Consider the following 13,131-nt stretch of genomic DNA (forward strand, 5'->3'; position numbering starts at 1 on the left):
GGTATTTCCGCCGGGATTCCAGACCGGAATCAGAGTGGCTTCGTAGGGCGACTGTAAGCCCCGGCCAAACCGGGGCATGGATCACCCGTCCGTTAATCGTGGTTGGGTGACAGCACTTCGCGCTGACCGTTGCTTTGCATGGAACTGACCAGTCCGGCGTGCTCCATGGCTTCAATCAAACGTGCGGCGCGGTTATAGCCGATCTTGAACTTGCGCTGCACAAAGGAGATGGAGGCGCGCCGGGTTTCCAGCACGAAGGCCACGGCCTCATCATACAACGGGTCCTGCTCGGCGTCGGCGTTCTCGTCACCCATGCCGCCGGAGACACCCTTGGACGCCGGGCCGTCCTCATTATAGTCCTCAAGGATGGCGTCAATATAATCCGGCTCACCCAGCACCCGCCAGGCATCGCAAACGCGATGGACTTCTTCATCACTGACGAAGGCGCCGTGCACCCGCTCCGGAATATTGGTGCCGACCGGCTGGAACAGCATGTCGCCGTGACCCAGCAACTGGTCGGCGCCCGGTTGGTCGAGAATGGTCCGCGAGTCGATCTTGCTGGATACCTGGAAGGCAATCCGCGATGGCACGTTGGCCTTGATCAGGCCGGTAATCACGTCCACTGACGGCCGCTGCGTGGCCAGGATCAGGTGAATACCGGCTGCCCGCGCTTTCTGGGCGATACGGGCAATCAGTTCTTCGGCTTTTTTGCCGGTGGTCATCATCATGTCGGCAAATTCGTCAATCACGATGACAATGAACGGCATCTTCTTCAGCTTGGGCGGCACATCCTGCAAGCCGCTGTCTTCCTTCTTCCAGATCGGGTCAAGGATGTTTTCGCCACGGGCCTCGGCTTCGTCCAGCTTCTTGTTGTAACCGGCCAGGTTCCGCACACCGACCGCCGCCATGATCTTGTAACGGCGCTCCATTTCCGCCACCGACCAGCGCAAGGCGTTGCCGGCGTCCTTCATGTCGGTCACGACCGGTGTCAGCAAGTGCGGAATCTTGTCGTAGATGGACAGTTCCAGCATCTTCGGGTCAACCAGGATCAAGCGCACTTCTTCCGGCGTCGCCTTGTAGAGAATGCTGATCAGCATGGCGTTGACGCCCACGGACTTGCCGGAACCGGTGGTGCCGGCCACCAACAGGTGGGGCATGCGCGCCAGATCGGCGACGACCGGCTTGCCGCTGATGTCCTTGCCCAGCGCCAGGCTGACCGCAGACTCGCGTTCCTGATATTGCGGCGAGGACAGGATTTCCAGCAGGCGCACCACTTCCCGGTGCGCATTGGGGATTTCAATACCCACCGTGGACTTGCCGGGAATCACTTCCACCACCCGCACCGAGATCATGGCCAGCGAACGCGCCAGATCCTTGGCGATGTTGGTGATCTTGGCGACCTTGGTGCCGGGCGCGGGGTCAATTTCAAAACGGGTAATGACCGGGCCGGGGTGGGCGTCCACCACACGGGCGTCAATGTTGAATTCCTTGAGCTTGATTTCCAGCAGTCGCGACAGCCGTTCCAGCTGCTCCGGGGTGAAACCGGGCTTGCGGTTGGCATCCGGCTTTTCCAGCAGGTCCAGCGAGGGAATTTCATACCAGCGCTTGTGACGGCCGTCTTCGCGAATCGCCAGCGTGGCCACCGCAGGCACGGCGGCGCTCATGACCGGAGCCACCGCCGCCGGCAATGAGCGGGCCTCGATAATGGCGTCTTCATCGCCCAGAAATTCACTGACCTCTTCAGGATGCTCGGTCATGGTCGTGACCAGATCATCGATGGCCTCTTGTTCGGCGGCGCTGATGAAATCCAGATCACCGTCATCGTCCACCAGGGTGTCGAGGATATCGGAGGCATCATCCGGCACGGGAGAAAAAGTCTCGACATGCAGTTCGGGCGTGAAGTCCACGGGAGTCTCATCGAGATCATCGAACAGTGCGTCATCCACTATAGCCGGATCCGTTTCCACCAGCACTTCGGGAGCGGCATCCCGCGCTGGTACAGCCTGGGTTTCAGTCACGGCAGGCTGCATCTCCCGGGCCAGGGGGGCCTCAACCCCGGTGGATTCAGCCGCCACGATGCCGCTGTCTTCCTGCCAGGGGGGCGTCGCCGCTTCTGTCAGGGTAACGGCATCCGGAACCATTGTCGGCAAATCGTCAAACTCACCGGCGTCAACCACAGGCAAAGCAGACAACTCTTCGGGGAGATCGCGCACCAAGGCATCCAGATCCGCCATCAGGGCTTCGGTGGAAACCTGCTCGGACGGGCTGGACCCCGCTTCGACGGTCATCACCGGGAAGTCATCATCCATCAGGGCCGGGGCGGCATCCTGAGTCCCTGGGGCTTCAGCACTGCCAGGGGCAAAACCGGCAATGACTTCATTCAGCTCCGCCATCAGTTGCGGCACTTCTTCCGGCCGAGCGCTTTCTGTAACCACATCCGCCAGCTGCTCGGCGGCAATGGCTGCATCGGGCGTCAGGGCGGCGACGGTACCGGCCAGCAGAACCGGCTCCACCTTGCCGTCATCCTGCAACTGCGCCTGGACTTTCGGATTGGTGATATTGATCTGGAACTGTTGTTCGGACTGGGTCAGGGCGCGCTGCAATTCGGCTTTTTGCTGCTGATGCTCACGATACTCCTCCACCTTGCGGCGGAAGCCTTCCTGAATACCCAGCAGCAACGCATACAGCGGGTATCCGGTCGCTTCCAGCGCCAGTTTCCACGGAAAGCCGGAAACCAGGCTGAGATTGAAGGCCAGCACCGCCACCAGCAACACCGTGGGGCCTGCCAGGCCAAAACCGCCATACAAGCCCTGAGCCAATTCCAGACCGACGATGCCGCCGGCGGCATTGATGATGTTCTCGTCAGGGGTGTAGGCATGCAGGGCGAAAAGCACGCTGCCGGCCACCAGGCTGAGCGCATTACATAAAACGCGGATACCGAAGTTGACCTGCACCGGCTTGGGACGCCAGATCGCCATGACTTCGAAGAGGCAGAATAACGGCGCCAGCAACGAGGCCGAACCCAGAAAACTGTGGAAAAAATCGGCCAGATACGCCCCGGCAATGCCGGAGGCATTACTGACTTGCAGCGTATCGCTGCTCACCCGCGACCAACCGGGGTCCAGCGGGGAATAGGTCAGCAGCGCCACAAACAGGTACAACCCGACGCCCAGCCAGATGGCCGACTGAACCTCACGCACCCCCTTGTGGTGGATTTTGGGTGCAGGCGCAGGCGCGGGCGGCCGGTTAACGGGCTTTTTGTTCTCGGGTGTTCGGGAAATAATGGCGGTCACAGCGGATTCCGTATCTGCATCTGGGCGGACAAAAACGGCAAGATTATGCTACCCGCGCCGAGAAAGCCAGAGGCAGCATGAAATCCTTGCAAAGCTTGACCTGAAAGGCTTTCAGGCGTTGTTCAGCTTCTCAGCGCCGGGTGCATGACCTGCCCTTTTTCCGTCGCCAGCGCGCTGCGGAAAGCCCGGTCGGAATGCCAGTCATCACCGGCCAGGAATCGCACATGCGGCAGGATGGCGCGGCTGAGCGCCTGAGCGGATGTTCGCGGCACCGCACCCGGCATGTTGGTGACGGCGGCATAACCCAGACCGTTTTCCCAATAGATCGGTTGCCGCCAGTCCGTGGGTCTGATGCCTTCCACACAGCCGCCCTGGTCAATGGCGATATCCACCACGATGCGTCCGCGCGGCAACTTGTCCTGCATGGCGCGGGTCACCAGATGCGGCGCTTCGGCTCCCGGCAGCAGCACCGCCCCGATCAGCAGGTCGGTGTCCGGCAGCAGCATGGCAAGCGCCCGCTCGTCATAGCGCAGGGCATTAATGCTGCGATGCTGGCTGTGCAAGGCTTCCAGCGCGGCTTCTGACTGATCCAGCACCCATACATCCGCCCCCAGCGCGGAAGCCATTATCGCGGCATGGCTGCCTGCGGTTCCGGCCCCCAGCACCACCACTTTGCCGGGGGGCGTGTTCATGACTCCGCCCAGCAGCACCCCGGCCCCGCCTTCCGGCTGTTGCAGGTAATGCATGCCGATCTGCACGGCAATGCGCCCGGCAATGGCGCTCATCGGCGCCAGCAACGGCAGGCGACCGGAGACGGTCAGGGTTTCAAAGGCAAAGGCCGTTACCTGTTTTTCCAGCAACTGAGCCAGCACATCCGGGCAAGCGGCCAGATGCAGGTAGCAAAACAGCATCAAACCGGGACGCAGCAAGGGGAACTCCTCCGGCTGCGGCTCTTTCACCTTCACCACCAGATCGCAGGCATAAACCGCTTCCAGCGAATACACGATCTGCGCTCCGGCCGCCCGGAAATCCTCATCGCTGAAACCGGCCTTGATCCCGGCCCCGGTTTCCAGCATGACTTCCCGACCGTCGGTGACCAGATCCCTGACCGCCAAGGGCGTCAGGGCCACCCGCCCTTCCAGCGGCTTGCGTTCACGAGGTATACCGATCTTCATGACTGTCCCCTTGGTTTTTGTTTGTAGCGTCCCCATCATCGGGACATGAGTTCAGTATAATCCAAGCCTGACCCTGTATTTTCTTTTCTGGAGCCACCTGTATGGAATCCCGCCACCTGCGTCTGCTGATCCTCGGCTCCGGCCCTGCCGGTTATACGGCCGCTGTCTATGCCGCCCGCGCCAACCTGAAGCCGGTGGTGATTACCGGCATGCAGGCCGGCGGTCAGCTGACCACCACCACCGAAGTCGATAACTGGCCCGGCGACGCCCACGGCCTGACCGGTCCCGACCTGATGGTGCGGATGCAGGCCCATGCCGAACGCTTTGGCACCGAAGTCATTTTTGACCATATCCACACCGTCGATTTCAACCAGCGCCCCTTTGTGCTGATGGGTGACAGCGGCCACTACACCGCCGACGCCGTGATTATCGCCACCGGGGCTTCCGCCCAATATCTGGGTCTGGAATCGGAAACGGCGTTCAGCGGTCGCGGCGTCAGCGCCTGCGCCACCTGCGACGGTTTTTTCTATCGCAACCAGAAAGTACTGGTGGTCGGCGGCGGCAACACCGCCGTGGAAGAAGCGCTCTATCTGTCCAATATCGCCTCGCACGTGACGCTGGTGCACCGCCGTGACAAGCTGAAGTCCGAGAAAATCCTGCAAGATCATTTGTTTGCCCGTGAAAAGGAAGGCAAGATCTCCGTGGTCTGGAACCACGCGCTGGATGAAGTGCTGGGTGATGACAGCGGCGTTACCGGCGTGCGCCTGAAAAGCATGATTGACGGCTCCACCCAGAACCTGGAACTGACCGGGGTGTTCATCGCCATCGGCCACAAGCCCAACACCGAACTGTTCAATGGCCAACTGGACATGAACAACGGCTACCTGAAAGTGCGCAGCGGCAACGAAGGCAACGCCACCGCCACCAACATTGAAGGTGTGTTCGCCGCCGGAGATGTCGCAGACCATGTGTACCGTCAGGCCATCACCTCCGCCGGTTCGGGTTGCATGGCGGCGCTGGATGCTGAAAAGTATCTGGACAACCTGAAGTAAGATCGGCAACTCAATGTTCTGTCAGGGAAATTAATTCGGAATTCACTGACAGGCAGGAGCCGCCATGCCCCCCGCCCTGATCCCGCCACGGCCCCTCGCCTTTCCCCCGGTTACCGGGGCGGATGACGACGGGCTGCTGGCCATGGGCGGCGATCTTCACCCGCAAACCCTGCGTCTGGCCTATTCCAGCGGCATTTTCCCCTGGTACAACCCCGGCTGGCCCATACTCTGGTGGTCGCCCGACCCGCGCTGCGTCATCGACCCTTCTTCCTTCATTTGTTCCCGCTCCCTGAAAAAGCGGCTCAAGACAGGCTGTTTCACCCTCACCGTCGACAAATGCTTTACCCAGGTGATGCGGCTGTGCGCCGCTCCCCGCCCTTATGCAGACAGCACCTGGATTAACGAACAGATGATTCAGGGGTACTCGGAACTGCATCGACAGGGTCTGGCCCATTCGGTGGAAGTGTGGAATCCTTCCGGAGAACTGGTGGGCGGTCTCTATGGAATGAATCTGGGACGCCTGTTTTTCGGCGAATCCATGTTCAGCCGGGAAACCGACGCTTCCAAGGTGGCTTTTGCTTTCCTGATGAAACTGTGTGCAGACTGGCAGTTTCCGCTGGTGGATTGCCAATTGCCCAATGATCATCTGATGAGCCTGGGGGCCTTTACCATCCCCCGCCACGACTTCATGAACGTGCTGAACACGCAGCGCCATCAGCCGCCGCCCGACTGGCGGCCGGTGCAGGCGATGAATCACTCCACACCGTTCTGAAAGCAGGCTATCCTTCCACAAAACAAGAACAGGATTACCGGAATGACGGCTTCAACTGGTATCAAGTTTTTCAGCACACCTCCCCACGCCTGCAGCTATCTGGAGGATCAGCGCGCCATTACCTTGTTTGCCGACCCGCAAGCGCCCATGAACAGCACCTTGTACGGGCAGCTGTCGCTGTATGGATTCCGGCGCAGCGGCAATTACATTTACCGCCCGCAGTGCCAGGACTGCCAGGCCTGCATTCCGGTGCGCATCCCCGTCGCGGATTTCCAGCCCAATCGCCAGCAGACTCGCGCCCGCAAGCAAAACAAAGATCTTGAAGTTACGTCAGTCAGCGCGAACTTCGTTCAGGAACACTATGATTTATATGCCCGTTACATCCATATGCGCCATGCTGACGGCGACATGTTCCCGCCCTCCATTGCCCAGTATGTGTCTTTCCTGTTTTCGGACTGGTGCAATACGCGTCTGATTGAGTTCCGCCATGAAGGCCGGCTGCTGGCGGTCGCAGTCTGCGATATCCTGCGCAACGGCTTGTCAGCGGTGTACACTTTCTATGACCCCGAAGAAGAAAAGCGCAGCCTCGGCACCGTGGCTGTGTTATGGCAAATCGGGGAAGCCGTTCGTCTGGGCTTGCCTTTTGTTTATCTGGGTTACTGGGTCAAGGAAAGCCCGAAAATGGCCTACAAGACCCGGTTCCGCCCGCTGGAGGCTTTCATCAGTCAACGCTGGCAGGTTTTGCCTGAATCAGAGTGGTGATTTGAACGGATGGAAATTCATACCCTGCAATTGCTTTCAACCGCCTGCGGTCTGGGCCTGCTGGTGGGCCTGCAACGCGAACGGGCGGACAGTGAGGTTGCGGGCATTCGCACCTTTCCGCTGATCACCCTCTCCGGAACCATGACCGGACTGTTGTCCCAATCCTTTGGCGGCTGGGTGCTGGCGGCGGGCTTTCTGGCCATTGCCGCCATGATGATCAGCGCCAGCTTCATCAAGCAACGCAAGAACTATGACCCCGGACTCACCACTGAAGTAACGGGCCTGTTCATGTTTGCGCTGGGGGCTTACCTTTGTATCGGCAGCCTGACGGTGGGTGTGGTGTTGGGCGGTCTGGTAGCTGTGCTGCTACAACTGAAAGACTACTTGCACACCGTGGTGCGCAAGATGGGCGACCATGATATTCACGCCATTATGCGCTTTGTGGCTATCGCCCTAGTGATTTTACCGATTCTGCCGGACCAGAATTACGGTCCGTACCAGGTGCTGAACCCCTTCGATATCTGGCGGATGGTGGTGATCATTGTCGGCATCAGCCTGTTTGGTTATGCCGCCTACAAGGTCTTCCGCGAGACCGCCGGCACCCTGCTGGCCGGTATCATCGGCGGGCTGATTTCCAGCACGGCCACCACGGTGTCCTATGCCCGGCGCACCAAGGGCGCACCCGGGGCTGCGCCCCTCGCCTCCCTGGCCATCATGCTGGCTTCGACCGTTGCTTTTCTTCGCATTTCCGTGGTGTTTGCACTGGTCGCTCCCGAACAAGCCATGGTGCTGGCCCCGCCGCTGTTCACCATGTTCCTGTTGATGTCAGCCATTTCCGCCTTCATGTATTTCCGGCGCTCAGGCGAAGCTACCGAAATGCCGGAGCAGGGAAATCCCACCGAGTTGGGCAGTGCCATATTTTTTGGCGGGCTTTATGCGGCTGTCCTGCTGGCCGTGGCGGTGGCAAAAGCCTATTTTGGTGATGAGGGTCTGTATGTCGTGGCCATCATTTCCGGGCTCACCGATGTGGACGCCATTACCCTGTCTTCGGGACGGATGGTCAATCAAGGCGGCCTGGACGCGGCCGTAGCCTGGCGGCTGGTATTGACGGCAGCGATTTCCAATCTGGCATTCAAGGCCGGATCGACACTGGTGCTGGGCGACCGCAGCCTGTTTTACCGGGTGGGCGCGGCCTTCGGCGCAGCGTCAATCGGCGGCGTATTACTGATGGTATTTTGGCCGGAGTAAAACTCACCGGCCGACAAGCTGCAAGCTTCAGGCAGCCTTGAGCCGTATCCAGCCCTCAATTGCCCCGGCCACTTCTTCCCAGCCGGGCTCTTCCAGAATCCAGTGCGAATGCGCGCCAAACTCCATGTAAGTGGCCACCCTGGCGTATTTCTCCGCCACTTTCTTCACCACCACGGCCGGAGTCATGCGGTCTTCCACCGCCCCGATCACCAGCAGCGGAATCTTCACCTTCGACTCCAGCACCGAAGACGCCCGATCCGAATCAATGGGCCAGAATCCGATTTCAAACGCCGCACGGCCGGACTCATGCAGGAAGGTATCGTAGGCCTTACGCTGTTCTGCAGGCGGTAAACGGTTGAGAATGCCGTAACAAGCTTCGCCGAAACTCAGCTTCATCGGTTTTTCCCAAAAAGCCCAGCGCATCTGGATACTTAAAGTACTGCGAATCACCGAATACTTCAGCGCATTGATGCCCGCCGGTGAAGCCGGAGTCACCAAGACCGCCGCACACCCCACACCGCGCTCCGCCAGCTTTTGCGCCAGCAACCCGCCCATGCTGTGACCCATGATCACCGGCGGCTCCGGCAGGTTGCGGATCAACGCTTCCAGATCGTCGGTGTAATCGTCCAGGCTGGTATCCCCCAATCCGGCCGGAACCGGATCACCCGGTGCTCCCTCGTGGTGCCGCAGATCGGGGATGACGCAGGTATAGCCCCGCCCCTCAAAAAACGACTTGTACTGATCCCAATTGTGGTGATTGCCCCACATCCCGTGAATCATGACGATGGTTCGGCTCATTTTCATCTCCCGGTAATTCGCTTAAACCGCCCGACGGAAATTCTGGGCAAAGAAGTTGGCCAGAGTGCCCACCAGTTCCTTGGGAATATCGTGCCCCATGCCATCCACCAATTCCAGCCGCGCGCCGGTAATGCTGTTGGCTATCGCCTTGCCCCCGGCCGGACGCACCAGACGGTCTTCCTTACCATGAACCACCAGTGTCGGCGCCTTGATCTGCCGCGCCAGATGCCGCAGGCTGCCGGTGCCCATCACCGCCAGGAAATGCCGCTTCACCCCGGCCGGATGGAAGCTGCGATCCATCAGTTGGCTGGCAAAGCGGCGGATTTCGTCAGGCGGCGTCGGGTAGCCTGGACTGCCGATACGCGAGAATACCTTGACGCTGTGATCCAGCAGGATTTCACGCGGTGCCTTCGCTCCCGGCCCCTTGATCAGCGGAATCAGTGCGCCGGGATGCGGTGGCGGCAGGAAGGCCTGGTTGTTGCTGGAGAACAGGATATTCAATGTACGCACGCGTTCCGGATATTTGGCGGCGATAATCTGGGCGATCATGCCGCCCATGGACGCCCCGGCAATATGCGCCTTGTCGATCTTCAGCTGTGTCATCAAGCCCACGGCATCGGCGGCCATGTCATACAGGGTGTACGGAGCCGGATTGCGCAATCCCATCTGGAAGCGGGCCATCGCTACCAGGAAGTTCTGCTTCTGGCTGCGGATCTTGATCTTGCCGGACAACCCGATATCGCGGTTATCAAACCGGATGACACGATAGCCCTGATTCACCAGGTTTTCGCAGAACGCATCGGGCCACAGCAGCATCTGCGCGCCCAGACCCATGATCAGTAATACAGCCGGATCGCTGTCAGAACCGAACTGCTCCCAGACCAGATCGATTTCACCAATGCGGGCAACACCTTGAGTACGGGTCATGTCGTTTTCTGTCCTGATTCAATGAGAGTAATGGCAATGTTGGGAACATATCGCATCCCGTACGGCCGTACCACACCCGATGCCCGCTTTTTTGGATACCGTCGGCAGTATCGGGCTTGTGACCCCCACAGGCATCAACGATAATCCGCGTATCCTCTCCCCCTTTGCCGTAACCGACATGAGCGACTATTTACTGCTGCTGGTGGGCGCCATTCTGGTGAACAACTTTGTGCTGGTGCAGTTCCTGGGGTTGTGTCCATTCATGGGGACCTCCAAGAAGCTGGAAACCGCCACGGGTTTGGCCTTGTCCACGACCTTTGTCCTCACGGTTTCATCGGTGCTGGCCTATGCGGTGCATGTCTTGATGCTGAAACCGCTGCAGCTGGAATACCTGAATACGCTCACCTTTATTCTGGTCATTGCCGTGACCGTCCAGTTCACCGAGATGGTGCTGCACAAGACCAGTCCGGCGTTGTATCGCGTGTTGGGCATCTATCTGCCGCTCATCACCACCAACTGCATTGTGCTGGGTGTTGCGCTGTTGAATGTGCGTACGGAAAACCCCACCTTCATCAAGGCGCTGCTGACCGGACTGGGTTCGGGGCTGGGCTTTGCACTGGTGTTGGTGCTGTTTGCCGGCATGCGTGAACGCATCAATGTCGCTGATGTGCCTCATCCCTTCCGGGGCAGCGCCATTGCACTGGTCACCGCCGGATTGATGTCACTGTCGTTCATGGGCTTTGCCGGGCTGATCAAATTCTGACATGCGCAATTTCCTGACCAACGGACTCGCACCCTCATGACCCCGTTCCTGATTGCCTTGGGTATAGCCCTGCTGGCCGTATTGGTGCTGGCGCTGCTATCCGGCAGCCTGCTGGGTTTTGCCGCCGAGCGTTTCCGGGTGGACGCCGACCCGATTGTGGACCAGATTGATGCGCTGCTGCCGCAAACCCAGTGCGGGCAATGCGGGCATCCCGGCTGTCACCCCTATGCCGAAGCCATTGCCGGTGGCGAGGCCATCAACCACTGCGTACCTGGCGGCCAGGACGCCATCAACAAGATTGCCGCCTTGTTGGGCGTGGACCCGCTGCCGCTGGATTCGGAGTACGGGGCGGAATCCGAGGTCAAGAAAGTGGCCTTCATCCGCGAAGAAGAATGCATCGGCTGCACCAAGTGCATCCAGGCCTGCCCGGTAGACGCCATCATCGGTGCGGCCAAGCATACCCACACCGTTATTGTCAGCGAATGCACCGGCTGCGACTTGTGTGTGGAGCCGTGCCCGGTGGACTGCATCGACATGATTCCGGTGCCGGTCACCCGCTCCACCTGGCACTGGTCACCGCCTCCCGGTGTCGGCGCCAGCCCGGCGCGTCAGGCACATGCAGCTAACCGCATTGCCGTTCACCAACTGGGATAAGCGCATGAAATACGCACAGTGGCGCATGCCCGGCGGTGTCCATCCGCCGGAACACAAGCAGGAATCCACCCGCACGCCCATCAAAGACGCCGGATTGCCGCCGCGCCTCATCATCCCGTTGATCCAGCATATTGGTGAAGAGGCCCGCCCCATTGTGCAGGTGGGCGACCATGTTCTGAAGGGTCAGAAAATCGGTGAAGTGCGCGCCTTTGTCGCCGCGCCGGTTCACGCCACCACCTCCGGCACTGTCATCGATATCGGTTATTACGAGGTGGATCATCCGTCGGAAATGCAGTCCCGCTGCGTGGTGATTGAACCGGACGGCCATGATGAATGGACCGGCTTGGCCGGACTGAAGGATTACCGCCAAGCCAGCGCACAAACCCTGCTGGCTCTGATCCGGGAAGCCGGTATCGCGGGCATGGGCGGCGCAGGCTTCCCCACTGGAGCAAAACTCAGCGTCAAGGCGGATACCAAGGTGGACACCGTGGTCATCAACGCCATGGAGTGTGAGCCCTACATCACCGCCGATGACCTGCTGATGCGTGAGCGGGCCATGGAAATCCTCACCGGCGGCGATATCGTGCGGCAGATCCTTGGTGCGCAACGTCTGGTGATCGGCATTGAAGACAACAAACCCGAAGCGGTTCAGGCCATAGAACAAGCGATGCAGGGTAAAACCGGCATCGAGGTGCTGGCCACCCCCGCCCGCTATCCTTCCGGGGCCGCCCGCCAGACCGTTCTCATCCTCACCGGCCGCGAAGTGCCTGCCGACGGCCGCACCACCGATGTCGGGGTGTTCTGCCTGAATGTGGGAACCGCCGCCGCCATCTACCGCGCCATTGTGCTTGGCGAACCCTCCATTTCCCGTATCACCACCGTCACCGGGCTGGGAGTCCGGGAGCCGGGCAATTATGACGTCCGTTTTGGAACACCGGCCGGGTGGCTTCTGGATCAGGCCGGGGTTAATCATGCCCAGGTCAACCGCCTGATAGTCGGCGGCCCGATGATGGGCTACACCCTGCCTTCGCTGCACGTTCCGGTGATGAAAACCACGAATTGCCTGATTGCCGCTACCCCCCGTGATTTTCCCCCGCCCGCCCCTGAGATGGCCTGCATTCGCTGCGGAGCCTGCTCGGATGCCTGCCCGGTGCTGCTGCTGCCCCAGCAATTGCTGTGGTTCGCCAAGTCCGGTGAGCTGGAGAAAGCCGAAGCGCATCATCTGGAAGACTGCATTGAGTGCGGAGCCTGCGCCTATGTCTGTCCCAGCCATATCCCGCTGGTGCAGTACTACCGCTTCGCCAAAGGCTCCCTCGATGAAAAGCGTCGGGATGATGACAAGTCTGATCGCGCCAAAATCCGATTCGAGCGTCGCAAGGACCGCATGGCGGCTGAAGAGGCGGAAAAGGAAGCCCGGCGCAAGGCCAAGGCGGACGCGGCTGCTGCCCGGGCGGCAAGCAGCGAAACCACGACCGGCAGCGAAGCTCCGCCGCCACCCGACCCCAAGACGTTGGCCATTGCCGCCGCGTTGGCCCGCAGCAATCTGAAAAAGGCTGAAAAACGGCTGGGCGTGGCGCATGAGGCAGGCGAAGACACCACGGCTCTGGTGACCGAAATCGATACCCTGAAGGCCGCCGTCGCCAAGGCAGAAGCTGCCTTACCCCCCGCCCCGGTCACGACGCCCTAG

The 13,131-nt window shown here is 60.2% G+C and carries 10 protein-coding genes and 1 pseudogene; 7 read left to right on the forward strand and 4 right to left on the reverse strand.

Annotated elements, in window-relative coordinates; all coding sequences use genetic code 11:
- Positions 1 to 92: 92 nt before the first annotated feature.
- Both Q7T36_RS01475 and Q7T36_RS01480 read right to left on the reverse strand, forming a co-directional pair.
- Positions 93 to 3,293, reverse strand: coding sequence for a DNA translocase FtsK (locus Q7T36_RS01475; protein WP_304843243.1), 3,201 nt, complete (start codon positions 3,291 to 3,293; stop codon positions 93 to 95).
- A 122-nt stretch (positions 3,294 to 3,415) separates the two neighbouring features.
- Entirely contained in the window at positions 3,416 to 4,468 is a 1,053-nt protein-coding gene (locus tag Q7T36_RS01480) for an alanine dehydrogenase (protein ID WP_304843245.1), read from the reverse strand.
- Positions 4,469 to 4,569: 101 nt separating this feature from the next.
- Here Q7T36_RS01480 and trxB point away from each other — a divergent pair, with 101 nt between their 5' ends.
- From trxB to Q7T36_RS01500, 4 genes are all read left to right on the forward strand, one after another.
- Entirely contained in the window at positions 4,570 to 5,520 is a 951-nt protein-coding gene (gene trxB / locus Q7T36_RS01485; protein ID WP_304843247.1) for a thioredoxin-disulfide reductase, read from the forward strand.
- A 64-nt stretch (positions 5,521 to 5,584) separates the two neighbouring features.
- On the forward strand, positions 5,585 to 6,292 hold the full coding sequence (gene aat / locus Q7T36_RS01490; RefSeq protein WP_304843249.1) for a leucyl/phenylalanyl-tRNA--protein transferase: 708 nt from the start codon (positions 5,585 to 5,587) through the stop codon (positions 6,290 to 6,292).
- A 42-nt stretch (positions 6,293 to 6,334) separates the two neighbouring features.
- Positions 6,335 to 7,054, forward strand: coding sequence for an arginyltransferase (locus Q7T36_RS01495; RefSeq protein WP_304843251.1), 720 nt, complete (start codon positions 6,335 to 6,337; stop codon positions 7,052 to 7,054).
- A 9-nt stretch (positions 7,055 to 7,063) separates the two neighbouring features.
- Positions 7,064 to 8,302, forward strand: a complete 1,239-nt coding sequence (locus Q7T36_RS01500; protein ID WP_304843253.1) for an MgtC/SapB family protein — start codon at positions 7,064 to 7,066, stop codon at positions 8,300 to 8,302.
- 27 nt (positions 8,303 to 8,329) lie between these two features.
- On the opposite strand, the gene Q7T36_RS01505 is transcribed toward Q7T36_RS01500, so the two are convergent.
- Both Q7T36_RS01505 and Q7T36_RS01510 read right to left on the reverse strand, forming a co-directional pair.
- A complete protein-coding gene (locus tag Q7T36_RS01505) occupies positions 8,330 to 9,100 on the reverse strand; it encodes an alpha/beta hydrolase (protein WP_304843255.1) in 771 nt (256 codons plus the stop codon).
- A 21-nt stretch (positions 9,101 to 9,121) separates the two neighbouring features.
- Positions 9,122 to 10,027: an alpha/beta fold hydrolase gene (locus Q7T36_RS01510; protein WP_304843257.1), complete on the reverse strand. Its 906-nt coding sequence runs from the start codon at positions 10,025 to 10,027 to the stop codon at positions 9,122 to 9,124.
- Between the two features lie 79 nt (positions 10,028 to 10,106).
- Between Q7T36_RS01510 and rsxA the strand changes: the two genes are divergently transcribed.
- From rsxA to rsxC, 3 genes and pseudogenes are all read left to right on the forward strand, one after another.
- On the forward strand, positions 10,107 to 10,790 hold the full coding sequence (rsxA, locus tag Q7T36_RS01515; RefSeq protein ID WP_370690020.1) for an electron transport complex subunit RsxA: 684 nt from the start codon (positions 10,107 to 10,109) through the stop codon (positions 10,788 to 10,790).
- A 36-nt stretch (positions 10,791 to 10,826) separates the two neighbouring features.
- A pseudogene (rsxB, locus tag Q7T36_RS01520) lies at positions 10,827 to 11,333 on the forward strand (electron transport complex subunit RsxB); the annotation flags it as partial.
- A gap of 115 nt (positions 11,334 to 11,448) precedes the next feature.
- A complete protein-coding gene (rsxC, locus tag Q7T36_RS01525; RefSeq protein ID WP_304843261.1) occupies positions 11,449 to 13,131 on the forward strand; it encodes an electron transport complex subunit RsxC in 1,683 nt (560 codons plus the stop codon).

This window comes from Fluviicoccus sp. (assembly GCF_030646115.1).
In the GTDB taxonomy this organism is placed as follows: Bacteria; Pseudomonadota; Gammaproteobacteria; order Pseudomonadales; family Moraxellaceae; genus Fluviicoccus.

Bases quoted from the DNA above. Each gene is read 5' to 3' on its own strand.
- Q7T36_RS01480 (WP_304843245.1), bottom strand. From the start codon at position 4,468: ATGAAGATCGGTATACCTCGTGAACGCAAGCCGCTGGAAGGGCGGGTG.
- trxB (WP_304843247.1), top strand. From the start codon at position 4,570: ATGGAATCCCGCCACCTGCGTCTGCTGATCCTCGGCTCCGGCCCTGCC.
- aat (WP_304843249.1), top strand. From the start codon at position 5,585: ATGCCCCCCGCCCTGATCCCGCCACGGCCCCTCGCCTTTCCCCCGGTT.
- Q7T36_RS01495 (WP_304843251.1), top strand. From the start codon at position 6,335: ATGACGGCTTCAACTGGTATCAAGTTTTTCAGCACACCTCCCCACGCC.
- Q7T36_RS01500 (WP_304843253.1), top strand. From the start codon at position 7,064: ATGGAAATTCATACCCTGCAATTGCTTTCAACCGCCTGCGGTCTGGGC.
- Q7T36_RS01505 (WP_304843255.1), bottom strand. From the start codon at position 9,100: ATGAGCCGAACCATCGTCATGATTCACGGGATGTGGGGCAATCACCAC.
- Q7T36_RS01510 (WP_304843257.1), bottom strand. From the start codon at position 10,027: ATGACCCGTACTCAAGGTGTTGCCCGCATTGGTGAAATCGATCTGGTC.
- rsxA (WP_370690020.1), top strand. From the start codon at position 10,107: ATGCCCGCTTTTTTGGATACCGTCGGCAGTATCGGGCTTGTGACCCCC.
- rsxC (WP_304843261.1), top strand. From the start codon at position 11,449: ATGAAATACGCACAGTGGCGCATGCCCGGCGGTGTCCATCCGCCGGAA.